The following is a 23,737-nucleotide window of genomic DNA, read 5'->3' on the forward strand; positions in this document are numbered from 1 at the left end:
TGTTCATCAAAGGATATTGGACTTGAGACGGTGAGCTCGGCGACACCTCGATCAAAGACGATCGAGGAGCGCGAGACATGGACGGACCATTATCCGGAATACGGGTCGTCGAACTCGGAACATTGATCGCCGCGCCGTTCGCCGCGCGGCTGTTCGCCGAATTCGGCGCCGACGTCATCAAGATCGAGCAGCCGGGCAGCGGCGATCCCTTGCGCAGATGGCGCAAGCTGCATCAGGGCACCTCGCTCTGGTGGTATCTGCAGTCGCGCAACAAGAAGTCGATCGCGATCGACCTGAAATCGCCTGATGGTCGCGACGTCGCGCTGCGGCTGGCCGCACAAGCCGATGTCGTGATCGAGAATTTCAAGCCGGGCAGCCTTGAGAAGCTCGGCCTCGGCTGGGATGTGCTGTCGAAGCTCAACCCAGATCTCACGCTGGTGCGCATCTCCGGCTACGGGCAAACCGGCCCTTATCGCGATCGCTCCGGTTTCGGCGCGATCGGCGAAGCCATGGGCGGGTTGCGTTTCACCACGGGCGACCCGGACAGCCCGCCGGCGCGGGTCGGCATCAGCATCGGCGACAGCCTTGCATCTCTTCACGGCGTGATCGGCGCGCTGATGTCGCTGCTCCGCGTCAAGACCGGGCAGGGACGAGGGCAGGTCGTCGACGTCTCGCTCTACGAGAGCGTGTTCAATCTGATGGAAAGCCTTGTCCCGGAATACGATCTCATGGGGCATGTCAGGACCCGCACCGGCGGGGCCCTGCCGGGCATCAGTCCCTCCAACACCTATCCGAGCTCCGACGGACGCCACGTCGTCATCGCCGGAAACAGCGATGCAATCTTCAAGCGGCTGATGCAGGTGGTCGGCCGGTCCGATCTGGCCGACGAGCCGTCACTTGCCAGCAACGACGGACGGGTGCGCAGCAACGACATGCTCGACGCCGTGATCGCGACGTGGACGTCGGCGCGAACGATGAACGAGATCCTTGCGCGTCTCGATGCGGCCGACGTCCCCGCGGGCCGGATCTATTCGGTCGCCGACATCGTCGACGATCCCCATTACGCCGCCCGCGAGATGATCCTGCCGACCGAGCTGCCGGGGGATGTCACCGTCAAGATGCCGGGTATTACGCCAAAGCTCTCGGAGACGCCTGGCGAGGTCAGGTGGTCGGGCCCGACGCTGGGACAGCACACCGACGAGGTACTGACCGGCCTCGGCCTGCAGGCGGGCGACATCGCGCAGCTGCGCCGCAGCGGAGCGGTGCAATGATGGCAACGCATCCGGATATCCTGATCCAGGAAGTCGCTCCGCGTGACGGCCTTCAGATCGAAGCCAGGTGGGTCGAAACCGGCGACAAGATCCGGCTGGTCAACTCGCTGTCCGCGATCGGCTTTGGCCGCATCGAAGTCTCGTCGTTCGTGTCGCCGGCGGCGGTCCCGTCGCTGCGCGACGCGGCGGATGTCTTCGCCGGCATCGAGCGCCGGCCCGGCACGATCTATACGGCGCTGGTCCCGAACCGGAAAGGCGCAGAGCTGGCGCTGGCGGCACGTGCCGACGAGCTCAATTTCGTCATGTCGGCCAGCGAGACCCACAACCGCGCCAACATGAACATGACGCACGCGCAGTCGCTGGCCTCGCTTGCCGAGATCGTGAGGCCGGCGCACGCCGGTGACGCCCTCGTCAATGCCACCGTCGCGACCGCGTTCGGCTGTCCGTTCGAAGGCGTGCAGCCGTTCAAGAAGGTGCTCGACATCGTCAAGCGCTATCTCGACCTCGGCACCGACGGCATCACGCTCGCGGACACCACGGGCATGGCCAATCCCAATCAGGTCTCGCAACTGGTGGCCGAGGCCTTGATGCTGCTTTCTGCGGACAGGCTCACGCTTCACTTCCACAACACGCGCGGCCTTGGGCTCGTCAATGTTCTCGCGGCCCATGACACCGGCGCGCGCCGCTTCGACGCCGCACTGGGGGGCCTCGGGGGATGTCCGTTTGCGCCGGGCGCGACAGGCAATGTCTGCACCGAAGACCTCGTCAATCTCTGTCACGAGATCGGCTTGCGGACCGGTCTCGATCTGCAGCGCTTGATTGATCTGTCGTTCCGGCTCCCCGGGCTGGTTGGACATGAGGTGCCGGGGCAGGTCGCCAAGGCCGGCCGTCCCCTCGATCTGCATCCCATACCCGATCGTTTGCGGCGCTCGGGCTGAACGGCCGCCAACAAATCTCAAAGCAAAATTGGAGGAAACCATGACGATTGCGACGGCGGCCACCGCCGACCTCGACGCTGGACTGACGGAGCAGCAGGTCATCAGGAAGATCGCCTGGCGGCTGATGCCGCTGATCATCATCTGCTACTTCTTCGCGTTCTTCGACCGCGTCAATATCAGCTTTGCCAAAACCGCACTCCAGACCGATCTCGGGCTGAGCAACACCGCCTACGGATTTGGCGCCAGCCTGTTCGTCGTCGGTTATGTCCTGCTGGAAGTGCCGAGCAACATGCTGCTCTATCGCTTCGGCGCACGGCGCTGGATCGCCCGCATCATGATCTCCTGGGGACTGGCGACGGCGGCCATGATCTTCGTCCGCAGCGAATGGCAATTCTACGCACTGCGCTTCGTGATCGGCGCTATGGAAGCCGGTTTCGCGCCGGGCATTCTCTACTATCTGACGCTCTGGTTTCCGAAGTCGCATCGCGGCCGCATGACGTCCGTGTTCTTTCTTGCGACGGCGTTCTCCGGGATCGTCGGCGCGCCGATCTCCGGCCTCATCCTCAACTATCTGAACGGGCTGCACGGTCTTGCGGGCTGGCAATGGCTGTTCCTGGCCGGCGGCATTCCCTGCGTCGCCCTCGGCTTCGTCGTGCTGCTGCGTTTCGACGACGGGATCGCGCAGGCCGAATGGCTGAACGACGACGAGCGGCGGCTGATCTCGGTCCAGCTGGATCGCCAGAACAGCGAGATCGGCGAGCATTCGGCATGGCGCTCGCTGCTCATGCCCGGCGTGCTGCTGCTCGGCTTCATCTACTTCCTGATCCAGATCGCGTCCTACGGCCTCAACTTCTGGGCGCCCGATCTGATCAAGGCGGCCGGCGGAGGCAGCGCGGCTGCAATCGGCTTCCTGACCGCCGTGCCCTACATCTGCGGGGCGATCTGCATGATCATCGTCGGACGCTTGTCGGACGCGTCGGGCGAGCGACCGAAATTCGTCGCCGGCCTGGTGCTGGCTGCGGCGGTGGGCTTCTTTGCCTCGGGCGCGTTCGACCGGAATGTCGTCACGCTGGTCGGTTCGCTTGCCATCCTCGGCGCCGGCGTCGTTGCGGCCATCCCGACGTTCTGGACGCTGCCTCCGAAGATCCTGACCGGTGCGGGCGCGGCGAGCGGGATCGCGCTCATCAACACGCTGGGGCAGGTCGGCGGTATCGTCAGCCCGATCATGGTCGGGTCGGTCAAGGATATGACCGGCAGCACGACGCCGGCGCTCTATGTGATCGGGGGCCTGTGCCTGCTCTGCGCCGTCCTGGTGTTGACGGTGCTTCCACGAGATCTCAAGGCCAAGGATCTGGCCGAGCCGATCCGGTAAGGGCGCGACCCGTTCGTCTCAGTCAGGCAATGAACCGGGCCGGGATGCGCTGTCGATGATGTCATCCCAGCTCTTCCCGGCCGCGCGGAGAAAGTCGATGGAGGGCCCGGCCGGATTTGCCGTATTGGGCAATCGTTCGCGCCCGAATTCTTGTCCTGAGCGGCTCCGGCGTGAGGTCCTTGAACGCCTTGGCGATCGCGAGGCGCTCGGCATGGACCGCTCTCGCAATGGTCTCGGCCTCAAGGCCCCGGCGCCGCATATCCATGGCCATTTCGGCGAGCGTCTGCACCTTCCGTTCGTACGCCGAGCGAAGGTCGTCCATGGGCGATGCGCTCTTTCGTGTCTGGTCGTCTGCGACGGCCAGCTCAGATGCAGAGGCTGAGCAGCTTGATATGGCAGCTGCTGGATTTGGGCTTGGACTCGGATTTGGGCTTGCTGGCGGGCGCGGCATCGCGCTTCACCGCGACCAGCGGCTCCGCGTCCTTGTTGCCCTTGCCTTTACCTTTGCCCTTGCCTTTGGGCTCGTAATCGCCGGCGATCACCATGGCCCAATAGGTGCGCTTGCCGCTGGCGTTCCTGGCGCTGGCGACGCCGACGCGGGAGGCGTTATGCAGCAACAGGTTCTTGCGGTGCCCGGAGGAGTCGATCCACTGGCCCAGCGTCTTCTCGAAATTGTCGTAACCGTAGGCGATGTTCTCGGCGGCGCGGCCTGCGCCGGCCGGGGCGACGCGCCGGTTGAACGGGCCGAGCGCATCGTGGCTGAGATCGTCCTTCGCCGCCATCGCGCGGGCCTGGTCCATGGCGATGCGGTCGAGCGTTGAATCGCGGACGACGCGGACTTCGCCGTGCTTGAGGCGGAAGCTGGAGATCAGCTCGGCCGCGGAATCGGCCGTCGCCGGGGCAGCCGAGAGCAGCAGGAGGCTGGCGACGAGGGCGCCAACCACACGATGCATTACCGTCCCCCCAGTACCCATGACCCCGCCAAGTCCGAATGATCCGACCGCTTCTCTATCGCTATTGTGGAGGCTTCATGGCGCGGGCGGCGCTAGCCGGCCGGCAGATCGGCCTCGAAATTGAAGCGGTCGCGCAGGTTCTTGCGCTGCTCCAGGATGTCCTTGAGGAAGGCGCGGTCCTGGTCGTTTTTCATCATCGGCTCGATCAGGTCGAGCTGGTTCATCGCGACCAGCTGCAGGATCTCGGTGCGCGGCTTGCCGCCGGCATCGCGCGGCAGCGCGTGCACCACCTGGATATGCTCCGGCGGCTTGGGGCCCTTGGCCGCCGATAGCTCGCTGCGAAGCTGGCCCTCGAGCGTGGCCTGATCGGCTTCGACGAAGGCATAGAGGCCGACGCCGGAGCGCCGGTCGGCGAAGGCGACGATGGCGGTGTCGCGCACCGCCGGGTTCTTGCGGATCAGCTCGGCCAGCACCGGCGCATCGTTGACGAGCCGGCGGCCGCCGCCCTCGCGGTCGGTGAAATTGAACAGGCCGCGCGTGATCGCGCGATAGACCTTCTTGCCCGTGGCAAGCCACAGGCTGGCGGCAAACGACTTCTTCGCCAGGATCTTTCGCTCGCGCGGCGTCAGCGCCTCAGGGGCGTAGGAGCGCTTGTGCTTGAGCAGGTGGCGGAGATCTTCGTAGGCCAGGATGCGATAGAGGCGGCCGCGCCGCGCAAAGCACGCGGCAAGCTGGAAGTCCGTCACATAGGCGCGGCCGTCGCGGCCGACCAGCCAGTTCTGCTCCTTGGCGAGGTCATTGTGGCAGATGCCGGCGCGGCGCAGCCGCCGCAGCGCCGCCTTGGCCGAGCGGAAATAGGCGAGGTCGCCATGGGGCTTTGCCAGGTGCAGCGCGACGCCGTCGACGAAGCCGCGCACCAGCGCGCGGCGTCCGGCCCACAGCAGCTCGGGACCGACATCGAGGCCCTTGGCGAGGGCCAGCGCATGCTTCTCGCGGGCGAACAGATGGCGCGCCAGAGGGAATGACCACCACGGCACTTCATCCAGCCGGCGCAGCACGGCGTCGACCTCGCCGGTGTCGGCGCGGAAGCGGCCGCGCTCGACGGTCGAGAACACGTCGCGCTTGAGCAGCACGCCCTCGGTCCAGCGCGCCGAAAGCTCCGCGGCGTCGTCTTTGGGGAGGCTCATTGTCAGCTCACGCAGCGGCAGCGATGCGCAGGTGATCGGCGATCCAGCGATCGAGATCGGCAAGCGCCAGCGCGCTCATCGCCTGCTTCTTGGCCACCGTCTTCTCGTTGCCGCGCAGGCGCGTGCCGTCGGGCTTCTTCGTCGGCGCGCTCGCGAGCGGCGGGAACAGTCCGAAATTGATGTTCATCGGCTGGAACGAGCGCGTGCCAGGCTCGATCGTCTCGATATGGCCGCCGGTGATGTGGCCGAGCAGGGATCCGAGCGCGGTCGTGTTCGGCGGGTTCGCAAGCGTCTCGCCGCGCGCATCGGCTGCCGCATAGAGGCCGGCAATCAGGCCGACGCTCGCGGATTCCACATAGCCCTCGCAGCCCGTCATCTGGCCGGCGAAGCGCAGCCGCGGCTGCGCGCGCAGGCGCAACTGGCCGTCGAGCAGTTTTGGCGAATTCAGGAAGGTGTTGCGATGCAGGCCGCCGAGGCGGGCGAACTCGGCCTTCTCCAGCCCGGGAATGGTGCGGAAGATGCGCTGCTGCTCGCCGTACTTCAGCTTGGTCTGGAAGCCGACGATGTTGTAGAGCGTGCCGAGCTTGTTGTCCTGGCGCAGTTGGACGATCGCGTAGGCTTTCGTGGTGGGATCGTGCGGATTGGTGAGGCCGACCGGCTTCATCGGGCCGTGGCGCAGCGTTTCGGGGCCGCGCTCCGCCATCACCTCGATCGGCAGGCAGCCGTCGAAATAGGGCGTGTTGGTCTCCCACTCCTTGAACTCGGTCTTCTCGCCGGCGATCAGCGCGGCGACGAAGCCGTCATACTGCTCCTTGGTCATGGGGCAGTTGATGTAGTCGGCGCCGGTGCCGCCGGGGCCGACCTTGTCGTAGCGCGACTGAAACCAGGCCACCGACATGTCGATGGATTCGCGATGCACGATCGGCGCGATCGCATCGAAGAAGGCGAGCGCGTTCTCGTCGGTCAGCTCGCGGATGGCGTCGGCGAGCGGCGCCGAGGTGAGGGGGCCGGTGGCAACGATCACATTGTCCCAGTCGGCCGGCGGCAGGCCTGCGACCTCGCCGCGGGCGATCTCGATCAGGGGATGCTCGTTCAACGCCTTGGTAACGGCCGCCGAGAAGCCGTCGCGGTCGACGGCAAGGGCGCCGCCGGCGGGCACCTGATTGGCGTCGGCCGCGCGCATGATCAGCGAGTCGAGACGGCGCATCTCCGCATGCAGCAGGCCGACGGCGTTGTTGGCGGCGTCGTCCGAGCGGAAGGAGTTGGAGCAGACGAGCTCGGCGAGCCCGTCGGTGCGGTGCGCCTCGGTCATGCGGGTCGGCCGCATCTCGTGCAGCACCACGGGCACGCCCGATTTGGCGACCTGCCAGGCGGCTTCGGAACCGGCAAGGCCGGCACCGATCACGTGTACACGATTTGAATGGGATCCTGTCATGGGGCGGACAGGTAGCGCTTTTCGGCGAGGAGTGGAATCGCCGAGATCGAGTTTTCTGCCTCCGGAAACGACAACGCCCGCACGAGGCGGGCGCTATCGGTCCGTTCCGGTGAAGGGCTGAACGATATCAGCCCTGATACTGGCCGGCAGCAACGCGCGGGATGTCCGAGCGATCGAGGCCGATGTCGGCCAGTTCGCGATCGCTGAGCTGGGACAGCTCGGCAACATTGCGCTGATAGTCCCGGAAGGCCTGGATCATGCGGATGAGCGAGAGCAGCATTGGTAGTCTCCTGTAGTTCGATTCAGCCTTTGCCTAGGCGTCATCGTTGAAATGAATATAGGTGAGAGTGGTGCAGTGCGAAAGTTCCGATGTTGCGACGCAGCTAAGCGACTGACGCATAGCACTGGTAATAGCCGATTAACCTCTCGGCAGGCCCGCTCAATCGCTGGGCGGCCGGCCTCGCTTAGTGCAATAAATTACCGTGAAATCACGGGTTTATGGCAGATCCCGCGGTTCCGTCGATGCTTGAAATAGGTCGCGTTTTCGTGATCCGCAAGACAACGGGGCAGCCTGTAAGCCCAAGTCTCGCATGCGAGAATCGCATGAAAGCGGCCGTCATATAATTGAATATAAATTCATATCATTGGATGCTTGCGCCAGGCTTGAGCTGGCAAAAGGGCGAGCGGAGCCTTGCAGAGCGCCGGCTTGGGCCGATGCCGTTCGCCCATCTCTCAGACCGGGCGCATTTGCTTCTTTGGTGCGGCGCACACACGCCATGCGTGCGTTGTCGGGTTACGAAGTTGTAATGAAAATCAGAAGTTCCGCATACGCGCTCTGCGCGGCGCGCAACATCACGCAATTCTCGCGGGGAATTTATTGCGGCAAGTTGCCGCAACCGGGGAAAGTCATGCCGCAGATTCCGGCAATGTCGCTGGTTCTGGCCCAAGAACAAAAGAAGGAAAGTAACATCATGACGAAGTTACTCGGGGTTATCGCAATTGCCGCCGTCGCATTCGCCGTCGCGCCGGCCCAGGCCGCCAAGCATGCCATGGGCGGTTGCAGCGGGGCCAATCTGGAGAAGACGGAGACCGCGATCGAGGCCATGCCCGACGGCGACAGCAAGTTCGTCGCACAGAAGGAGATCGCGGCGGCGCAGGACGCGCTGCTCAACGGCAAAATGGGTGTGTGCGGAGCGCACCTGAACAAGGCGATGCACGCCACCATGGGCAAGTAAACGCACCCAAGAGAGGGCCGGTCGCCTGGCGGTCGGCCCTACGCTTTTTGCCGATTGTCGTCTTTAGGGAGCGCGCGCCAGCTGAGCGGCGAAATAGGCGACGGTCTTGGAGTAGACCTCGCTCTTGTTCCACTGCTGGAGCACCGCGAAGTTCGGGCCGCCCGGCTGCCAGTCCTTGCCCTTCTGCCAGCCATAGCCGGCGAGATAATTGGCGGTCGAGGCCAGCACGTCGGGTGCGTTGTGCAGCAGGTCGCGCTTGCCGTTGCCGTCGAAATCGACGGCGTATTTCATCCATGACGAAGGCATGAACTGGGTCTGGCCGAGCTCGCCGGCCCATGCGCCCTTCATGTCGGCCGGCGCGAGGTCGCCGCGCTGGACGATGCGCAGCGCATCCATCAGCTCGCCGCGAAACTGCTCGGCGCGCCGGCAGTCATAGGCCAGCGTCGCCAGCGAGCGGATGGTGGCGAACTTGCCGGTGTTGACGCCGAAATCGGTCTCCAGTCCCCAGATCGCGACCAGCACTTCGCCGGGCACGCCGTAGGTCTGCTCGATGCGCGACAGCACCGAGCCGTATTGCTTCATCATGTTGGAGCCGCGCGTCATGCGTGGCGGCACCATGCGGCCGGAAAACTCCTCGAAGGTCTGGGTGAAGACCTTTTGCGAGCGGTCGCGCTTGAGCACGCTCTCGTCGAGGGTCACGCCTGCAAGCCCCGCGGCGATGGCCTGCTGCGAGATGCCCTTGGCGGCGGCGTCGGTTTTGAAGTCCGCAAGCCAGGCGTCGAAATTGCCCGAGCCGCAGGACACAGCGGCAAGCGCTGGCTGGGCGGACAGGATGGATGCGGAGAGGGCGAGGGCTGCGAGAGCGAGACGAGAAATCGTCGGGGTCATCAGATGAAATGGATTCCGTGAAGTGATCTGACCGGCCACGTAATCTCGGTCGGAACCGCGGCCAAAGCAAGGCGTCTGACGAGGCCCGATCCTGCCCGGAGCCGGGCAGGACCGGATGTCACGCGATCGTTAGGCGTCTGTCCTGTTACGCCAGGGGAACAGATTGGCCGGGAAGTCGGCGGCCGGCTTGCGCGGACGATGCGGCGGGGGCGGTACGGGCCGCGCGCCGGGATCGGACGCGATCACCTTGCGGTAGAGATGCCAGGTGGCGTGGCCGAGCAGGGGGATGACGACGGCGAGGCCGAGGAACGCCGGGATCGTGCCGAGCGCGAGCAGCACCGCCACGATCACGCCCCAGGCCGCCATCGGCACCGGGTTCTTCGCGACGACGCGGAGCGAGGTGACCATTGCCTCGAACGCGCCGGCATGGCGGTCGAGCATCAGGGGGAACGACACGGCGCTGATGCAGAGCGCGGCGAGCGCGAACAGGAAGCCTGCACCGCAGCCGACCACGATCAGCCACCAGCCCTGCCGGGTCGTCAGCACGCGCGTGACGAAGTCCGAGATCCCGGTCACGCCCTCATAGCCGAAGGCCGCGACGTAGATCGCCTGCGCGGTCGCAACCCAGGTCACGAACAGCGCGAGCAGCAGCGTGCCGAGGCCGAGCATGGCGCCGAACGACGGCGAGCGCAGCACCTCCATGGCATCCCAGGCGCTGGCCTCCTCATAGCGTTCGCGCCGGCTGGAAAGCTCGTAGAGGCCGAGCGCTGCGAACGGGCCGATCAGGGCGAAGCCCGCGGCCAGCGGAAACAGCAGCGGCAATACCGAATAGCCCATCGCCACGCGGGCGATCACGAGGCCCAGCACCGGATAGATCACGCACAGGATGATGGCGTGGCTCGGAACCGCCTTGAAATCCTCCCAGCCGCGCCGGAGCACCTCGTGCAGGTCGGACAGTTGGATGGTTCGAATGACAGGTCCAGCCGCATCCGCGGGCTGGGCCATGGTGGGGACATTGCCCTGGTAGAGTGTGGCCATGGTCGCTAGCTCCCTTGCCGGGCAGCCGCACGCGACGCCGGCAAACGGCGCAAGCGGCCGCTCTTCTCTGAGTTTCGCGATTCCAACCAGACGCGAATTCCGGAGGGGATCGCGAGTTGAGCGCAAAGGCTACTCCCAATTCCGAGTCCTGTCCCTCACGCTTGGGTGAAATTCGATGCCGCAGTGCAACTTCGACGAATGTCATTCGGTCGTCATTTCGCCGCAGATAAGCTCATGCTGCTTGCCGGTTCGCAGAACGCGAGCGCAACGCAGTAACTTCGTCTATAAGTGGCCACTCCAGGCCCTTCCAACGGATCCTTTTCGGGGAGCAGACATGAGCATTTTTGGAAAAATCATGAGCGCGATCTTCGGCAGCCAGCCGGCTTCCGCCGCGCCCGCCGGTGGCGCAGCCCCGGGTAGTGCCCCCGCAGGGACCGCGCCGGGCGCATCGGCGCCGGCAGGTGCGCCCATGGCAGCCGTCGACGTCGCCGCCATCGTCGACAAGGCGGTCGCCGCGCACAAGGGCGAGAAGCTGGAATGGCGCACCTCGATCGTCGATCTCATGAAGGCGCTCGACATCGATTCCAGCCTTGCCGCGCGCAAGGACCTCGCCAAGGAGCTCGGCTATACCGGCGACATGAACGACTCGGCCAGCATGAACGTCTGGCTGCACAAGCAGGTGATGTCCAAGCTCGCCGCCAATGGCGGCAAGTTGCCGCCCGAGATCAAGCACTGACCGATCCCTAGGTCGTCGAAGGGCCCGCCATCGCGCGGGCCCTTTTGCATCAGGCGACGAGGTCGGCATCCTCCGGATGCCTGTCGAGATAATCGACGACGAAGCCGCAGCCGGCGATCACCTTCTTGCCGTCACGGCGGATCAGCTCCAGCGCACCCTTGACCAGCTCCGAGGCGATGCCGCGGCCGCGCAGCGCGCGCGGCGTCTCGGTGTGGGTGATGATCACCGCCGACGGCGTCAGCCGGTAATTGGCGAAGGCGACCTCGCTGCCGATATCGAGCTCGAAACGGCTTTTGTCCTTGTTGTCGCGTACCGATGCCGCCATGCGAAATCCTTCCGAAGCGCTGCCTGCCCCTGATCTAGGCCGCTGAACCGGCCCTTGCCAAGATGCGACCAAGCAAGGTTGCCGCAAGGGAGATATCCGGAAAATGCGTGTCCAGCTCAGCGTCCTGACGTTGCTCGCCGCGCTTGCTTCGGCCGCTCCGGTGCCGGCGGCGGCCGAAGGCGGTCCGGCCTGGCAGGCCTGTTTCGCGGCGGCCAGCACGCCGGACGAACGGGTCAAGGCCTGTTCGACCGTCATCGACACCGGGAGCGAGACCGGACAGAGGCTCGCCGGTGCCTATTGCAGCCGCGGCCACGGGCTGACCGAGAAGCGCCAGCTCGACGCTGCGCTGTCCGATCTCGACGAGGCGGTCAAGCTCGCGCCGGACTATGCCTGCGCCTACAACAACCGCGGTCGCGTCTACGGCTTCAAGGGCGATTATGACCGCGCCATCGCCGAGTACGACCAGGCCATCAAGCTCGATCCGTCGATGGCGCTGGCCTACAGCAACCGCGGCGATGCCCGCTACAACAAGGGCGACCTCGACGGCGCGATCGCCGACTTCGACGCGGCGATCAAGCGCAATCCGAACTATGCCCGCGCCTACGCCAATCGCGGCTATGTCTACGCCCGCAAGCACGACACGGCACACGCGCTCGCCGACTACAGCACGCGGATCAAGCTTGCGCCCGATCTGCTCGCCTATATCGATCGCGGCAACGTCTATCGCGACAGTGAGCAGCTGGATCGTGCCGCCGCCGATTATGGCGAGGCAATCCGGATTGCACCGACGGATGCGCGCGGTTGGCGCAACCGCGGCATGATCCGGCTCTTCCAGGGCAACAACAAGGGCGGCGTCGCCGACTACGACAAGGCGCTGCAGTACGATCCGTCCGACGCGTTCTCGTGGAACAATCGCGGGCAGGCCCGCATGCGGCTCGGCGACAAGCAGGGGGCGATCGCCGATCTCAGGAAGGCGCTGGAATTGAATCCGAACCTTGCGACTGCGCGCGGGGCGCTGCAGAGGCTCGGGGCCCTTTAGCTGCGGTGCGATATGGGGTGACGACCAGCGAGGATCGCGGCTACCAGCGAAATAATCCTCGCGCTTGCTCTTGCGCGGCCGTCCGCGGTTCCCACGTCCTTTGCAGGACATACGTCCGAATGCGGCCGGCAGGGTCGCCATACATTCGGAAGTCGTGATCGCCAGCCGCCGACGTGTGCTCTGTCATAGGAGGGTACGATGTCGGACTTTGGTTTTTTGAATACTCATCGCACGTGGGAGGACTGGGCCGGAATGCTGGTGGGCGCCCTGATCGTCGTCTCGCCATGGTTTCCCATCCAGGACCATCCCGCGATCGCCGGAGACTCGATGGTCATCCTGAACGCGGTCGCGGTCGGCCTGATCGTGTTTGGCATCAGTCAGCTCGAATATGTGGCGCTGCAGCGCTGGCAGGAGGTGGCGACGATCCTGATCGGATTGTGGCTCATCGCCTCGCCCTATACGCTCGGCTATTCCGCTGAAGGCTTCCTGCGCATCTATCATACGAGCCTCGGCGCGGTGGTTGTGCTCCTCGGCGTGCTGCTGCTGTGGCAGGACTGGGACCTGAACGACCAGGACATGCTCAAGCACGGGCAGTAAATCGCAGATGTCCGCGGGTCCGCCAGGCTACAGGCGGACCCGTGCGCTCATGGCTTCACGAGGTCCTGATAGTCCGGGTGCTTGTCGATCCAGGCCTTCACGAACGGGCATTGCGGGATCAGCTTCAGGCCGGCCGCGCGCACCTGGTCGAGCGCGCCTTGCACCAGCTTCGATCCGACGCCCTTGCCGCCGAGCTCTTTCGGCACATCCGTATGCTCGAACGTGATGACATTGCCGTCGAGCTTGTAATGCTCGGTCGCCAGATGGCCCTCGACCTCGAGCTCGAAGCGGTGATGGACCTTGTTGTCGATGACGTCGCTCATTTGGTCTCCAGTCAGCTCTTGAGCGAGTCCGTCAGCATCTTGCGGATCGACCAGGCTTCGCCGTCGGAGGAGCCCCTGATGTCGTCGATCCGCCAGCTGCCGGCCTCGCGCACGAAGTCGTAACGCACGATCAGGTCGGCGGGTTTCCGGTCATTGCGGTGGCCGGTGATGGTGACCGCGACGATCGCTTTGTCCGCCTCCATCTTCTCGGCGTCAACCTTGAACGATTTCACGTCCGGCTCCTGCGAATTGGTCACCGGATCGAAATCGACGGGACCGACGTCGCCCTTCGGCGTATGCGCATCGGCCTTGGCCCAGAGCGCGACCAGCGCCTTGGAGAGATATTTCGCCTTGGCCGCCTTGTTCTCGATGACGAAGGCGGCGCCGCCATCGCCCTTGCCCTTGGCGGCGCGGGTGTAGATCGCGGTCAGGATGGCGGCGGGATCCGCGGGGGCAGCGGTCTCGGCCAATGCCGGGGAGATGCCGGCGAGCAGGGCGACGGCGACGAAGCAGCGGCGGGTGAGCATGGGATGTCCCTGAGATGATGGCGCATGGCGGCGGGCCGGGGCCGGCGCGCATCTCTGTAGACCAGCGTGAAGGCGGTTCGGTTCAATCGCTCGCTTTGGCGAGCCTGGAATCTTCGGCCTGCGGCTGCGTAGGGAGGCAGCCCTGGCAGATGACGAGGGAGCGGTTGACCCTGGCGTCCTGCTCGGCCTCGATGCCGTCCTGGGCCTGCCACCATTCCTTGGAATAGGGCTGAAGTCCGGCTTGCGACCTGCTGCGTTCGGCGGCGGCACGCGTGGCTCGCGATGCTCCCGCGGAAGCGCGCGGCTGATTGGGATTCTCGCCGGCGCCATCCCAGGCGTAGCGCGCGGGCGTGAAGGCGGGGTCGGAGGCGAACTGAGCTTGCGGCCCCATGGCGGCACACCCGGCGAGCGCCAGCGACAACAGGAGGAGGGCGGGCGCTTTGACCATGATGCGGCACTCTGTACGCGAGAACTGGTGAACGTTGCGCTGATCATGTTTAAAATTCCCTGAACGATTGCAGGCCCGCGCACGACCAACGCGAATGAGATATTGGCTGCTCCTGTTGACGATCCTTGCCACGGCTGCACGCGCCGACGACGCAAGGCCCTTCAATCCCGCTGACTATCCGCCCGGCGTGCAGAAGGCTCTGCACTACGCCAATGAGGAATGCGAGAGCCAGGATGGCGGCGCGGTCACGTTCGCGCCGGACACGGTGCGCAAGCTCGACCTGACCGGCGACGGCCGTGACGACTACATCGTCGATTTCCGCGACACCAAATGCGGGGAACGCGAGACCACCTATTGCGGAACCGGCGGCTGCGTCATGACCATCCTGGTGACGCTGCCGGACGGCAGCATTCGTCCCGTGTTCGACGGCTATGTCCGCAGCTACACGATCGTGGCGCCGCCGGTGAAGCGCGGGGCCGCGCGCACCATCCGCTTCGACCTGCACGGCAGCTATTGCGGCGGCTTCGGTGCGCAGGCCTGCGTCAAGGAGAAGGCGATCACGGCGAGGCCGTTCGCGTTCAAGCAGCCGTAGGCAGGTGTGCGGCAGGCGGCCTTGCAGGGGCGCCGGCGATGGCGATAAATGGGCCGAAATGAGCGGGCGTCCTGCGTGCCGTCCGCGCTCGATGAGGAAGCCCGATGCAGCCCCTGCGCATGTCCCGCCGCGTCATGAATCTCGCTCACATGCTGACCCAGAATGCGCGGCGGCATGGAGCACGTCCCGGTTTCGTCTGGGGTGATAGATCCTGGACCTGGCGCGAGGTCGACGCGCAGGTCTCGGCGCTCGCGGCGGCGCTCGCCGCGCGCGGCATCGCCAAAGGCGACCGCATCCTCGTCCATTCCAAGAACGGCGACGAGATGTTTGTCTCGATGTTCGCCGCGTTCCGCCTCGGTGCGGTCTGGGTGCCGACCAATTTCCGCCTGATGCCCGACGAAGTCAGCTATCTCGCGGAAGCCTCCGGCGCGAAGGCGTTTCTGTGCCATGTCGATTTCCCCGAGCATGCCGCGGTCGTGAAGGGCGGCGCGCTCGCGTTCACCTGGAGCATCGACGGCAAGGCCGCGTTCGCCGAGACGTCGGTTGCGGAGGCCATCGCCGCGCAGGCAGGTCGCGTGGTCGAGAACGTCGCGGTCGAGCACGACGATCCCTGCTGGTTCTTCTTCACCTCCGGCACCACGGGGCGCTCCAAGGCCGCGGTGCTGACCCACGGCCAGATGGGTTTTGTCGTCACCAATCATCTCGCCGATCTCACCCCGGGCGTGACGGAAGCCGATGCCTCGCTGGTGGTGGCGCCGCTCTCGCATGGCGCCGGCGTGCATCAGCTGGTGCAGACCGCGCGCGGCGTCTGCACCGTGCTGCTGCCGACCGAGAAATTCGACATCGACGAGGCGTTCCGCCTGATCGAGAGGCATCGGGTCGGTAATCTCTTCACGGTGCCGACCATCCTCAAGATGATGGTCGAGCATCCCGCCGTCGACAAATACGATCATTCCTCGCTGCGTCAGGTGATCTATGCCGGCGCGCCGATGTATCGCGAGGATCAGAAGACCGCGTTGAGGAAGCTCGGCAAGGTCATCGTACAGTATTTCGGGCTTGGCGAGGTCACCGGCAACATCACCGTGCTGCCGGCGGCGCTGCACGATCCCGAGGACGGCCCTTACGCCAAGGTCGGCACCTGCGGCTTCGAGCGCACCGGCATGCAGGTCTCGATTCAGGATGATGAGGGCCGCGAGCTCAACGCGAACCAGAGCGGCGAGATCTGCGTGATCGGGCCCGCGGTGCTCGCCGGCTATTACGACAACCCCGAAGCCAATGCGAAGGCGTTCCGCAACGGCTGGTTCCGTACCGGCGATCTCGGCCACATGGACGAGGAGGGGTTCCTCTACATCACCGGGCGGGCCTCCGACATGTACATCTCCGGCGGCTCCAACATCTATCCGCGCGAGATCGAGGAGAAGATCCTGACGCATCCCGCGGTGGGCGAAGTGGCCGTGCTCGGCGTGCCCGATGCGACCTGGGGCGAGGTCGGCGTCGCCGTCTGCGTTCCGCGCGAAGGCGCCAAGGCCGTGAGCGAGGCCGAGATGGCGGCGTTCCTCTCGCCGAAGGTACCGCGCTACAAGATGCCGAAGCGCTTCTTCTTCTGGGAGGCGCTGCCGAAGTCCGGCTATGGCAAGGTGCCCAAGCGCATGGTGCGCGACGAGCTCGAGGCGCGCGGGCTGCTCGACCTCGACAAGACGAAGGCGGGCTGAGCGGACACGATGCGGAGTATCAAGCAGCCCGGCGCGCCCGTCGCAGAGCGCATCCAATCGGTCGAGGCGAGGGGACGTGCCTTCTCCTTCACGCTTCAGGCAGGCGTGCCGCTGCTGGAGGCCGCGCGACGCGGCTTTGCGGCGGAGGGCTTTGCCGGCGGTGTGCTGAATTTCGAACGCGGCGCGCTCGGCCCGTTCGGTTATGTCATGCCGGCGCTGTCCAAAACCGGCGAGAATGCCGCGTTCTACAGCGATACCTACCGGCCGGGGGGCATCACGCGCACGTCGCTCGGCAGCATGACGCTCGGCACGCGCGACGGCGCGCCGTTCTTTCACTGTCATGGGCTGTGGACCGAGGCCGACGGCAAGGCGAGCGGTGGCCACATGCTGCCGGACGAGACCATCGTGGCCGAGCCGTTCGAGGTCGAGGCTTTCGGTCTCGACGGAGCGATGTTCACCGCCGAGCCGGATCCCGAGACCAATTTCAGGCTGTTCGGCCCGGTCGCCGCCGCGAGCAGCGGTGCGCGCACGACGAGCCGCGCCTTCGCGCTGCGGCTGCGCCCCAACCAGGACTTTGCGGGCTGCCTCGAAGACTTTTGCCGCGCGCGCGGCATCTCGCGCGCCAGGATTCACGGCGGCGTCGGCTCGACCATCGGCGCGCGCTTCACCCATGGCGGCGTGACCGAGCCGTTCGCGACGGAGCTGGCGATAACGGCCGGTGCGATCGCGCCGGGCGCTGCCGGCACGCTCGAAGCCACGCTCGATGTCGCCCTGATCGACTACACCGGCGGCATCGCGCAGGGTCGTCTGATCCGCGGCGACAATCCCGTGCTGATGACCATGGAGCTGGTGCTCGAGGTGTTGGGCTAGGCTTGGCGCGCGATCATCGCGGGCTGGAACGCAGCTTGGCAATCGCCAGGTACGTGGAGTCGCTTATCGCCGAGCCCGATCCCTGAAAGAGATTGAGCAGGGGGGATTGTCCCTGGCCGATGCTCTGGCCGTTCTTGACGTCATACATGGCGGAGAAGCGGCCCAGCAGCTTTTCAACCTTGGCCGGATCGGAGAGATCCTTGATCTTCATGAATTTGTCCACGAACTTGGCCTGCTGATCGATCGGCATCGCCGCCATCGAGTCGGGCAGATTGAAGGTCGTCCTGAACACCTCCGACAGCGCCTTGTCGGCGAGGATGTCGTAGGCGGACGTGATCTCCCCCGCCTTGCGCTGGAAATAGAGCGCCAGGCGCACACCGGGATTCGCATCTCCCTGCTGCTGTTCCAGGCTTTGCTGGAGATAGTTCGCCTGTGTTTCCCGCAACTGGACTTGCTTCTGCGGACCCATCATCGGGAGGCGCGCGACATTGCCCTTGCTGTCGAAATTGAACGACGACGCGATCTCGGCAAAGCGCGGATCGGTCTCTGTGTTCGCGAAGCTCTTGGGATTGTTCAGGTCCGAGGCGAAGATCTTCTTCAGATATTCGGTGCTGACCTTCTTGGGGTCCAGACCCTTGGCGACGAGAACGAAATTGATCAAATTCCGGTTCGCAAGCAGCTCGGAAACGCTGTCGACGCCTCCGATGGCTTCCTGATAGGCCGTCGCGTCTTTCTGGGCCTGTTCGCGGACTGCCTTCTGCTCTGAGGTGCTTGCCCCTCTCACCACCGCAATGACGTAGTCCTTCGCAATGTCGAGGACTTTTGCCGGGTCCTGGGCCACCAGCGGCGTCGTCAGATTGCCCTTTGCGTCGAAGTTGAAGGCGCGCGCGAGCTCGACGTAGCGATTGTCCTTGAGGGTATAGACAAAGCTCTTGGGATCGCTGAGATCGCTTTCGAGCACAGCCTTGATGGTGTCCTGTGAGGCCTTCGCAGGATCGAGGCCGACGGAGCCCAGTGCGAAATTGTACACGGCCGGCGTCGATACGAACGCCTGCACGGAATTCACCTTGACGACGGCCGACCTGAATTGCGTGATCGCCAGGGCTTCGCTCAGCGGGCTCGCCGCCGCATAGACCTCGGACTTGCTGTCATCGAACCACTGCTTCGTGAGCGTGATATTTGCGGCGGTCTGGGCGGACTGGCCTGGTGGAAGTGACCCGTCAGGCAGAAACTCGAACGCGCCGGCGAGGTCTACGAGGTTGCCGATCCCCGCGATCTGGTCGCTGAGGCTGGATACGCTCTTGGTGTATGTTTCCAGGTGATATTTTTCGACCAGGATCTGGACGTTCAACTGGTTCACGTCGGCGCCCGGTTGCGAGAGCTGCGCCGTGTAGTCGGCGATCCTGGTGTTGGTGGCGGCGACGTCCGATTTGGCCTGAGTGAGCTGGGCGTTGAGGCCGCTCAACTGAGACGTGAAGGTGGTGCTGACATAGCTGTTCGGGTCGGATGGATCGCTGCGCAGCACCTGGCTTATGGTGTCGCGCGTCCACTTGCTCTCATCGATCCCGAATGCCGAATAGACGTAGTTGCGAAGACGATCGTCGTTCAGGAGATCGTCGGCACTGGTGATGGTGCCGATCTTCGAGCTGTAGTAGTTCGAGGCGTCGGTCAGCGCATCGACCTGTTTCTTCATCGTCGCCGTGTACAGGCCGATCATCTCGTCGGTCTGGTCCTCCGATTGCGCAGCCGGCTTTCCTATGCCGTTGAAGGAGAATGCCGCGGCAAACTCCCGGTAACGCTTGTCGACCAGCTTGTTGACGAAGCTCGTGCCGTCGGAGAGGTCGCTCTCCAGCACCTTTTTCATGAAGGCCTTGGCATAGGCCATGTCTTCGAGGCCGTATGCCTTCATCGCATAGTGATAAAGGCGGTAGTCCTTCATGAAATCATCGACGGTCTTCACCTTGCCGATGTTGGCTTTGTAATAGGCGGCCTCTTTCGCGATGTCGGCTTGCTGCTCGACCCGGGTCAGGGACTGCTTGAGGTGGTGCGAGATGTAATTGTAGCTGAAATAGGTCGATACCATCGCGCACTCCTCGCGGCTTCTGACGATCCCGGACGTCCCTCAATCATTGCGGGGTCGCGAGGTTGGGAAGCTGGCCTCATGCCAGCCGACGGTCGGACGGCCACGTCCTGGGCTGCAATCTCAGATCCGGGAGCGCATGAGAGACACGTAGACCGAGTTTGTTGCTGTTTGTTTCCCAATATTTCTCAAATGCAGCTTTCGCGGGGGTTTCGTTCCCGGTATGTTCTGGCGGGCGCTCCGTTGGAATCTGTCCATCGTCGTTGCGCTCGCAATGACGGCGTGTGGGGCAGCGGCATTCCTCTCTCTCGTGTCCCGGACGTGGCGCAGCGCGTAAGCGGTGCGGCGCAGAGCCGGGACCCACGAAGCGGCACGGATCGCTGCAGCATGGGCCCCGGCTCTGCAGCGCACCGCACCGGACGATGCTTCGCATCGCCGGGGGCGCTGCGCTGCGTCCGGGGCGCGAGAGCGGAATTCATTTCGTATCCCCATCCAGGTTGCACACGCAGTTTCGCGCTCTCGCGGCACATCGTGCCTGAGCTTGGCTGCATCCACTGCCCCCGAAAGTGCCGAGGGCGCAGGGAAGGCCGGGTGCCGGCTGGCACCCGCGGTCCACTGTGCGAAAATTGCGCTACGAGAAGCTTGCACAGCGGCATACAGGTGAAGCCCAACATCCGGCCTTCCCTGCGCAGTGGTTTGACGGCTTATGTCGTGATCTCCCCGGGGAGCGATGCACTATTGCCCCCGTCGCCCTGCGGATCGCTGATGCTGCGGGCCCGGTCGGGCCGCAGCATCACCGCAGGACTTGGCGCACAGACCCCGGGCGCCAGGACCACACGATTTTGCCGTACGCAGGCTGCACCGGTCGTGTGCGCGCACGCCGTCGCTCACGGAGTGATCCGCCCTGCAACCGCCTTCGCGCCGACGCCGCCTGCGTCCACCACGTCCCCTCCCGCGTGTCGTGACGATCGCGATACGCCCCTCGGACCGGGTTGGGATGGCCGCAACATGCGATAATTCCGAATTCGCGTAAAGCGAATTGTTTTGACTTGGGCGCATTGACCTCGACCTTGGTGTTTTGCCTGGTGGGCAACCCAAGGAGTGGTGTCGGGACGAGAACGCGGCCCGCCACAGCCGCGCCACGAACCGGTCTCCCCACGGTCGAAAAATGCGCTACGATGCCCCCAGCGCGCCTCAAGTCGCGCAAGCTTCAAGGATGAGGAAACGAGATGAGGATGACGATCGGAACGGCGACCGCCGGGGTGGCGGCGCTGGCGGTGGCAGGGATGGCCTTCACGGCTGCCTGGGCCCATGGGCCGACCCGGCAGAAGGTACGGGAATCCATCGAGATCAACGCGGCTCCGGCCAAGGTGTGGGCGGCGATCGGTAATTTCCAGGACATGAGCTGGCTCCCGCCTGTCACCAAGACCGAGGGCGAGAAGGGCAACGAGATCGGCGCGACGCGCAAGCTGACGCTGACGGGCGGCGCCACCGTGGACGAGGAGCTCTACAAGTTCGATGCCGCCGCGATGACCTATTCCTACCGGATCACCAATGTCGACGTGAAGGTGCTGCCGGTCACCAATTATTCCTCGACGCTGACCGTGACGCCGAGCGCCGACGGCAAGGGCTCGACGCTGGAATGGGCCGGCGCGTTCTACCGCGGCTTTCCCAACAACGATCCGCCGCCGGAGCTGAGCGACGAGGCCGCGATCAAGGCGGTGAAGGGGCTCTATCAGACCGGCCTCGGTGCGCTGAAGAAGAAGATCGAGAGCGGAAGCTGACCGTGCGGATCCTGGTCCTGGCGGCGCTTGCCGCCAGCCTTGCTTGCCCGGGCGGCGCCTCCGCCGAGGAGGCGTTCGTCACCAATCAGCTCAGCGACGATTTGATGGTGGTGGACCTCGCGACGTCGCGCAGCGTTGCGACCATCCCGATCGGCGGCAAGCCGGCCGGGGTCGCCGTCAGCCCGGACGGGCGCTTTGCCTATGTGACCAGCCCCGACGCCAAGGCGGTGACGGTGGTGGATGCCGCCACGCGGCAGGTCGCGGGCAGCATCGAGGTCGGCGGCGGGCCGCTCGGCATTGCGGTGGCCCCAGATGGCAAGACGGTCTATGTCGCCGACTGGTATGCGGCGGCGGTGCGGGTGATCGACGCGGCCTCGCGCAGCGTCACGGCCAGCATCGCGGTCGGCGCCTCGCCGTCGGGCCTTGCGGTGACCCCTGACGGCAAGCTGCTGCTCTCGGCGGACCGCGACGACGACAGCGTCTCGGTCGTGGACACCATGACGCGCCAGCGTAAGGCCACCATCAAGGTCGGCACCCGCCCGTTCGGCGTCACGATCGATGGCGACGGCAAGCGCGCCTACACCGCCAATGTCGGCTCCGACGACGTCTCGGTGATCGACATCGCGGAAGGCCGCGAGATCGGCCGCGTGCCGGTCGGGATACGCCCCTATGCGGTGGCGCTGGCGCAAGGCCGCGGCTTCGTCACGGACCAGTATGGCGGCACCGTCAGCGTGTTCGACGTTGCCAGTCTTAAGCCGGTCAAGCGCATCAATGTCGGCGACTACCCCGAAGGCATCAATGCGACCGCCGACGGCAAGCGCATCATCGTCGCCTGCTGGGAGAGCAACACGCTTCACATCATCGATGTGGCCGAGCTGAAGGTGATCGGCGAGATCAAGACCGGCGACGGCCCGCGCGCGTTCGGCGCGTTTCTGCGGAGGACGGAGTAGGGGGCGTTTCCTGGTAGCCCGCATGGAGCGGAGCGGAATGCGGGAACAGTCGTCCCGGATTGCGCTTCGCTCCATCCGGGCTACGGCAGCCGACACGGTGTCGGCATGGCATCGAACCGGATGTTGCTCTCCGCCGACAGATGCTATCCAGGATAGTCGTCATGCGCCGACTCGCGAGCGGCGGACGTGGAGAAGTGTCTGATGGAAAAGTGGATGGTCGAGCTGGCGCTGTCGTGGCTGCCGTTCGTGGTGCTGGTCGGAGTCTGGTTCTGGTTTGCGCGACGCAGCGGGATGCAGGCGCGCGCCAAGTCGGGCGTGACCATGATCGAGCTTTACGAACAGCAGGTCATCGAGACCCGGCGCATGAACGGCTTTCTGGAGCGGATCGCGCTGTCGCTGGAGAAGCACGAGCCGCCGCGTAGTTCGTAGCCCGCATGAGCGCAGCGACATGCGGGACCGCGCCTCCTCATCCCCTGACGCTCCCGGACGTCGCTGCGCTCATCCGGACTACGGCACTTTCGCCGCAGCGAAATCCCGCAATTTCACGAAGAAATCCTTCAGGATCGCGTTGCGGTCCACATAGGTCACGTAGCGGATCGGATGCCGCCGGCGATCGACGCTCCAGGTCATCTGGTCGGTGAGCACCGGGGCCGGGATGATCACGCTCGGCGCCCACAGGGGATTCAGCAGCCAGCCGACCGGCGCCATGTCCCAGATTTCCTTGGCCCAGCCCATGTGGTCGGACGCGTATTCCTTGAAGCGCATGGCGAGAAACGCGCCGATGCTGCCGTGGGGTTCGACGTATCGCTCGATCTCCGGCACCGTCGAATGAAGCCGCGAGGTCACGCCCATGCACGGGACGAGCACGAGCGGCACGCCGCTGTCGAGCAGCACCTGCGCGCCGCCGACGTCCTGCTTCAGATTGAACTCGACCGTGTGGGGCCATTCCAGCGCATGGCCGCCGAGCCAGACCACGACGATACGGTCGATGATATCGGGGGCCTTCAGCAGCGCGGACGCGACGTTGCTGATCGCGCCGATGGCGACGACGTAGAGCGGATGGTCCGGCGAGCCGACCCGCGCCCGGGCGATGAGGTCATCGACGGCGGGAGCTGTCCGCGCCGTCTTGCCTGGGCCGACATAGTCGGTGACGCCGCGGTGAACCAGGCCTTCCGGCGCAACATTCAGGCGATCCAGCAGGCGCAGGATTTCCTGGTAGCTCAGCTCCATGCCGTGGCCGGGACTGTCCGCGCGCGCATTGAAGAACGGTGCGGCGTAGATCGCCTCGACCGCGAAGCGGTCCTTCGACAGCAGCATCTGCACCAGTGCGAACTGGTCGTCGATCTCGTTATAGGTGTCGGTGTCGAGCACGACCCGCAACCGGCCGGCCGGCGGCTCCAGCAGCTTGAGTCGGCCAGCGTCCGTGAGTGTCATCGA

At 65.1% G+C, this 23,737-nt stretch carries 26 protein-coding genes; 13 read left to right on the top strand and 13 right to left on the bottom strand.

Translation table 11 applies throughout. From position 1 onward, the window contains the following. Window positions 1–77: 77 nt before the first annotated feature. The 3 genes from JQ617_RS06085 to JQ617_RS06095 are packed head-to-tail and all read left to right on the top strand — an operon-like array spanning window position 78 to window position 3,581. Window positions 78–1,271, top strand: a complete 1,194-nt coding sequence (locus JQ617_RS06085; RefSeq protein ID WP_212025148.1) for a CaiB/BaiF CoA transferase family protein — start codon at window positions 78–80, stop codon at window positions 1,269–1,271. Beyond that, on the top strand, window positions 1,268–2,209 hold the full coding sequence (locus tag JQ617_RS06090) for a hydroxymethylglutaryl-CoA lyase (RefSeq protein ID WP_212025150.1): 942 nt from the start codon (window positions 1,268–1,270) through the stop codon (window positions 2,207–2,209). Before JQ617_RS06085 ends, JQ617_RS06090 begins: the two co-directional genes overlap by 4 nt. A gap of 40 nt (window positions 2,210–2,249) precedes the next feature. Beyond that, the gene (locus JQ617_RS06095) at window positions 2,250–3,581 is read left to right on the top strand and encodes an MFS transporter (RefSeq protein ID WP_212025152.1); all 1,332 of its coding nucleotides are present in this window, start codon (window positions 2,250–2,252) and stop codon (window positions 3,579–3,581) included. Between the two features lie 61 nt (window positions 3,582–3,642). Here JQ617_RS06095 and JQ617_RS06100 read toward each other — a convergent pair whose 3' ends face one another. The 5 genes from JQ617_RS06100 to JQ617_RS06120 form a co-directional block, all read right to left on the bottom strand. After that, complete coding sequence (locus JQ617_RS06100; RefSeq protein ID WP_249156661.1) at window positions 3,643–3,903, bottom strand: cell wall-binding protein; 261 nt, start codon at window positions 3,901–3,903, stop codon at window positions 3,643–3,645. A 43-nt stretch (window positions 3,904–3,946) separates the two neighbouring features. Continuing rightward, the gene (locus tag JQ617_RS06105) at window positions 3,947–4,534 is read right to left on the bottom strand and encodes a CAP domain-containing protein (RefSeq protein ID WP_212025154.1); all 588 of its coding nucleotides are present in this window, start codon (window positions 4,532–4,534) and stop codon (window positions 3,947–3,949) included. A gap of 92 nt (window positions 4,535–4,626) precedes the next feature. Then, complete coding sequence (locus JQ617_RS06110) at window positions 4,627–5,721, bottom strand: serine/threonine protein kinase (RefSeq protein WP_212025156.1); 1,095 nt, start codon at window positions 5,719–5,721, stop codon at window positions 4,627–4,629. Between the two features lie 7 nt (window positions 5,722–5,728). Next, window positions 5,729–7,156, bottom strand: a complete 1,428-nt coding sequence (gene trmFO / locus JQ617_RS06115; RefSeq protein WP_212025158.1) for a methylenetetrahydrofolate--tRNA-(uracil(54)-C(5))-methyltransferase (FADH(2)-oxidizing) TrmFO — start codon at window positions 7,154–7,156, stop codon at window positions 5,729–5,731. Window positions 7,157–7,283: 127 nt separating this feature from the next. Continuing rightward, window positions 7,284–7,436 (bottom strand): DUF1127 domain-containing protein, encoded by a 153-nt coding sequence (locus tag JQ617_RS06120; RefSeq protein ID WP_007590701.1) that lies wholly within the window; start codon window positions 7,434–7,436, stop codon window positions 7,284–7,286. A gap of 628 nt (window positions 7,437–8,064) precedes the next feature. Here JQ617_RS06120 and JQ617_RS06125 point away from each other — a divergent pair. After that, complete coding sequence (locus JQ617_RS06125; RefSeq protein ID WP_212025977.1) at window positions 8,065–8,391, top strand: hypothetical protein; 327 nt, start codon at window positions 8,065–8,067, stop codon at window positions 8,389–8,391. A gap of 63 nt (window positions 8,392–8,454) precedes the next feature. Here the strand turns inward: JQ617_RS06125 and JQ617_RS06130 are convergent, their stop codons facing one another. Both JQ617_RS06130 and JQ617_RS06135 read right to left on the bottom strand, forming a co-directional pair. Continuing rightward, window positions 8,455–9,279: a lytic murein transglycosylase gene (locus JQ617_RS06130; RefSeq protein WP_212025160.1), complete on the bottom strand. Its 825-nt coding sequence runs from the start codon at window positions 9,277–9,279 to the stop codon at window positions 8,455–8,457. Between the two features lie 129 nt (window positions 9,280–9,408). Beyond that, window positions 9,409–10,317 (bottom strand): DUF2189 domain-containing protein, encoded by a 909-nt coding sequence (locus JQ617_RS06135; protein WP_212025162.1) that lies wholly within the window; start codon window positions 10,315–10,317, stop codon window positions 9,409–9,411. Between the two features lie 334 nt (window positions 10,318–10,651). On the opposite strand from JQ617_RS06135, the gene JQ617_RS06140 reads away from it, so the two are divergent. After that, window positions 10,652–11,053 (top strand): DUF3597 domain-containing protein, encoded by a 402-nt coding sequence (locus JQ617_RS06140; protein WP_212025164.1) that lies wholly within the window; start codon window positions 10,652–10,654, stop codon window positions 11,051–11,053. Window positions 11,054–11,102: 49 nt separating this feature from the next. On the opposite strand, the gene JQ617_RS06145 is transcribed toward JQ617_RS06140, so the two are convergent. Beyond that, window positions 11,103–11,378, bottom strand: coding sequence for a GNAT family N-acetyltransferase (locus tag JQ617_RS06145; RefSeq protein WP_212025166.1), 276 nt, complete (start codon window positions 11,376–11,378; stop codon window positions 11,103–11,105). A 103-nt stretch (window positions 11,379–11,481) separates the two neighbouring features. Here JQ617_RS06145 and JQ617_RS06150 point away from each other — a divergent pair, with 103 nt between their 5' ends. Both JQ617_RS06150 and JQ617_RS06155 read left to right on the top strand, forming a co-directional pair. After that, complete coding sequence (locus tag JQ617_RS06150; RefSeq protein WP_212025168.1) at window positions 11,482–12,417, top strand: tetratricopeptide repeat protein; 936 nt, start codon at window positions 11,482–11,484, stop codon at window positions 12,415–12,417. A gap of 198 nt (window positions 12,418–12,615) precedes the next feature. Beyond that, complete coding sequence (locus JQ617_RS06155) at window positions 12,616–13,014, top strand: SPW repeat domain-containing protein (protein ID WP_063683351.1); 399 nt, start codon at window positions 12,616–12,618, stop codon at window positions 13,012–13,014. Window positions 13,015–13,061: 47 nt separating this feature from the next. Here JQ617_RS06155 and JQ617_RS06160 read toward each other — a convergent pair whose 3' ends face one another. The 3 genes from JQ617_RS06160 to JQ617_RS06170 form a co-directional block, all read right to left on the bottom strand. After that, window positions 13,062–13,337 carry a GNAT family N-acetyltransferase gene (locus JQ617_RS06160; protein WP_212025170.1) on the bottom strand — a complete coding sequence of 92 codons (276 nt, stop codon included), beginning with the start codon at window positions 13,335–13,337 and terminating at the stop codon, window positions 13,062–13,064. Window positions 13,338–13,348: 11 nt separating this feature from the next. Continuing rightward, window positions 13,349–13,864 (bottom strand): DUF3828 domain-containing protein, encoded by a 516-nt coding sequence (locus tag JQ617_RS06165; protein WP_212025172.1) that lies wholly within the window; start codon window positions 13,862–13,864, stop codon window positions 13,349–13,351. Window positions 13,865–13,946: 82 nt separating this feature from the next. After that, on the bottom strand, window positions 13,947–14,312 hold the full coding sequence (locus JQ617_RS06170; RefSeq protein WP_212025174.1) for a hypothetical protein: 366 nt from the start codon (window positions 14,310–14,312) through the stop codon (window positions 13,947–13,949). A gap of 94 nt (window positions 14,313–14,406) precedes the next feature. On the opposite strand from JQ617_RS06170, the gene JQ617_RS06175 reads away from it, so the two are divergent. The 3 genes from JQ617_RS06175 (at window position 14,407) to JQ617_RS06185 (ending at window position 17,486) form a co-directional block, all read left to right on the top strand. After that, entirely contained in the window at window positions 14,407–14,904 is a 498-nt protein-coding gene (locus JQ617_RS06175) for a hypothetical protein (protein ID WP_212025176.1), read from the top strand. A gap of 104 nt (window positions 14,905–15,008) precedes the next feature. Then, window positions 15,009–16,616 (top strand): acyl-CoA synthetase, encoded by a 1,608-nt coding sequence (locus tag JQ617_RS06180; RefSeq protein ID WP_212025178.1) that lies wholly within the window; start codon window positions 15,009–15,011, stop codon window positions 16,614–16,616. A gap of 9 nt (window positions 16,617–16,625) precedes the next feature. Then, window positions 16,626–17,486: a PCC domain-containing protein gene (locus JQ617_RS06185; protein ID WP_212025180.1), complete on the top strand. Its 861-nt coding sequence runs from the start codon at window positions 16,626–16,628 to the stop codon at window positions 17,484–17,486. 13 nt (window positions 17,487–17,499) lie between these two features. Here the strand turns inward: JQ617_RS06185 and JQ617_RS06190 are convergent, their stop codons facing one another. Further along, the gene (locus JQ617_RS06190; protein WP_212025182.1) at window positions 17,500–19,569 is read right to left on the bottom strand and encodes a DUF1217 domain-containing protein; all 2,070 of its coding nucleotides are present in this window, start codon (window positions 19,567–19,569) and stop codon (window positions 17,500–17,502) included. Window positions 19,570–20,795: 1,226 nt separating this feature from the next. On the opposite strand from JQ617_RS06190, the gene JQ617_RS06195 reads away from it, so the two are divergent. The 3 genes from JQ617_RS06195 (at window position 20,796) to JQ617_RS06205 (ending at window position 22,729) form a co-directional block, all read left to right on the top strand. Then, entirely contained in the window at window positions 20,796–21,350 is a 555-nt protein-coding gene (locus JQ617_RS06195; RefSeq protein WP_212025184.1) for an SRPBCC family protein, read from the top strand. A 2-nt stretch (window positions 21,351–21,352) separates the two neighbouring features. Further along, window positions 21,353–22,300 carry a YVTN family beta-propeller repeat protein gene (locus tag JQ617_RS06200; protein ID WP_212025186.1) on the top strand — a complete coding sequence of 316 codons (948 nt, stop codon included), beginning with the start codon at window positions 21,353–21,355 and terminating at the stop codon, window positions 22,298–22,300. A gap of 201 nt (window positions 22,301–22,501) precedes the next feature. Further along, a complete protein-coding gene (locus tag JQ617_RS06205; protein ID WP_212025188.1) occupies window positions 22,502–22,729 on the top strand; it encodes a hypothetical protein in 228 nt (75 codons plus the stop codon). Window positions 22,730–22,807: 78 nt separating this feature from the next. Here JQ617_RS06205 and JQ617_RS06210 read toward each other — a convergent pair whose 3' ends face one another. Continuing rightward, window positions 22,808–23,734 carry a nucleoside hydrolase gene (locus tag JQ617_RS06210; protein WP_212025190.1) on the bottom strand — a complete coding sequence of 309 codons (927 nt, stop codon included), beginning with the start codon at window positions 23,732–23,734 and terminating at the stop codon, window positions 22,808–22,810. Window positions 23,735–23,737 lie beyond the last annotated feature (3 nt).

This window comes from Bradyrhizobium sp. KB893862 SZCCT0404, assembly GCF_018130885.1.
Lineage (GTDB): Bacteria > Pseudomonadota > Alphaproteobacteria > Rhizobiales > Xanthobacteraceae > Bradyrhizobium > Bradyrhizobium stylosanthis.

What these genes read in the sequence shown, in the direction of transcription:
- JQ617_RS06120 (WP_007590701.1), bottom strand. Translation starts at nt 7,436, where the DNA reads ATGCTGCTCTCGCTCATCCGCATGATCCAGGCCTTCCGGGACTATCAG.
- JQ617_RS06145 (WP_212025166.1), bottom strand. Translation starts at nt 11,378, where the DNA reads ATGGCGGCATCGGTACGCGACAACAAGGACAAAAGCCGTTTCGAGCTC.
- JQ617_RS06160 (WP_212025170.1), bottom strand. Translation starts at nt 13,337, where the DNA reads ATGAGCGACGTCATCGACAACAAGGTCCATCACCGCTTCGAGCTCGAG.
- JQ617_RS06140 (WP_212025164.1), top strand. Translation starts at nt 10,652, where the DNA reads ATGAGCATTTTTGGAAAAATCATGAGCGCGATCTTCGGCAGCCAGCCG.
- trmFO (WP_212025158.1), bottom strand. Translation starts at nt 7,156, where the DNA reads ATGACAGGATCCCATTCAAATCGTGTACACGTGATCGGTGCCGGCCTT.
- JQ617_RS06210 (WP_212025190.1), bottom strand. Translation starts at nt 23,734, where the DNA reads ATGACACTCACGGACGCTGGCCGACTCAAGCTGCTGGAGCCGCCGGCC.
- JQ617_RS06110 (WP_212025156.1), bottom strand. Translation starts at nt 5,721, where the DNA reads ATGAGCCTCCCCAAAGACGACGCCGCGGAGCTTTCGGCGCGCTGGACC.
- JQ617_RS06165 (WP_212025172.1), bottom strand. Translation starts at nt 13,864, where the DNA reads ATGCTCACCCGCCGCTGCTTCGTCGCCGTCGCCCTGCTCGCCGGCATC.
- JQ617_RS06100 (WP_249156661.1), bottom strand. Translation starts at nt 3,903, where the DNA reads ATGGACGACCTTCGCTCGGCGTACGAACGGAAGGTGCAGACGCTCGCC.
- JQ617_RS06205 (WP_212025188.1), top strand. Translation starts at nt 22,502, where the DNA reads ATGGAAAAGTGGATGGTCGAGCTGGCGCTGTCGTGGCTGCCGTTCGTG.
- JQ617_RS06085 (WP_212025148.1), top strand. Translation starts at nt 78, where the DNA reads ATGGACGGACCATTATCCGGAATACGGGTCGTCGAACTCGGAACATTG.
- JQ617_RS06125 (WP_212025977.1), top strand. Translation starts at nt 8,065, where the DNA reads ATGCCGCAGATTCCGGCAATGTCGCTGGTTCTGGCCCAAGAACAAAAG.
- JQ617_RS06170 (WP_212025174.1), bottom strand. Translation starts at nt 14,312, where the DNA reads ATGGTCAAAGCGCCCGCCCTCCTCCTGTTGTCGCTGGCGCTCGCCGGG.
- JQ617_RS06095 (WP_212025152.1), top strand. Translation starts at nt 2,250, where the DNA reads ATGACGATTGCGACGGCGGCCACCGCCGACCTCGACGCTGGACTGACG.
- JQ617_RS06180 (WP_212025178.1), top strand. Translation starts at nt 15,009, where the DNA reads ATGCAGCCCCTGCGCATGTCCCGCCGCGTCATGAATCTCGCTCACATG.
- JQ617_RS06190 (WP_212025182.1), bottom strand. Translation starts at nt 19,569, where the DNA reads ATGGTATCGACCTATTTCAGCTACAATTACATCTCGCACCACCTCAAG.
- JQ617_RS06130 (WP_212025160.1), bottom strand. Translation starts at nt 9,279, where the DNA reads ATGACCCCGACGATTTCTCGTCTCGCTCTCGCAGCCCTCGCCCTCTCC.
- JQ617_RS06175 (WP_212025176.1), top strand. Translation starts at nt 14,407, where the DNA reads ATGAGATATTGGCTGCTCCTGTTGACGATCCTTGCCACGGCTGCACGC.
- JQ617_RS06105 (WP_212025154.1), bottom strand. Translation starts at nt 4,534, where the DNA reads ATGCATCGTGTGGTTGGCGCCCTCGTCGCCAGCCTCCTGCTGCTCTCG.
- JQ617_RS06135 (WP_212025162.1), bottom strand. Translation starts at nt 10,317, where the DNA reads ATGGCCACACTCTACCAGGGCAATGTCCCCACCATGGCCCAGCCCGCG.
- JQ617_RS06155 (WP_063683351.1), top strand. Translation starts at nt 12,616, where the DNA reads ATGTCGGACTTTGGTTTTTTGAATACTCATCGCACGTGGGAGGACTGG.
- JQ617_RS06195 (WP_212025184.1), top strand. Translation starts at nt 20,796, where the DNA reads ATGAGGATGACGATCGGAACGGCGACCGCCGGGGTGGCGGCGCTGGCG.
- JQ617_RS06150 (WP_212025168.1), top strand. Translation starts at nt 11,482, where the DNA reads ATGCGTGTCCAGCTCAGCGTCCTGACGTTGCTCGCCGCGCTTGCTTCG.
- JQ617_RS06090 (WP_212025150.1), top strand. Translation starts at nt 1,268, where the DNA reads ATGATGGCAACGCATCCGGATATCCTGATCCAGGAAGTCGCTCCGCGT.
- JQ617_RS06185 (WP_212025180.1), top strand. Translation starts at nt 16,626, where the DNA reads ATGCGGAGTATCAAGCAGCCCGGCGCGCCCGTCGCAGAGCGCATCCAA.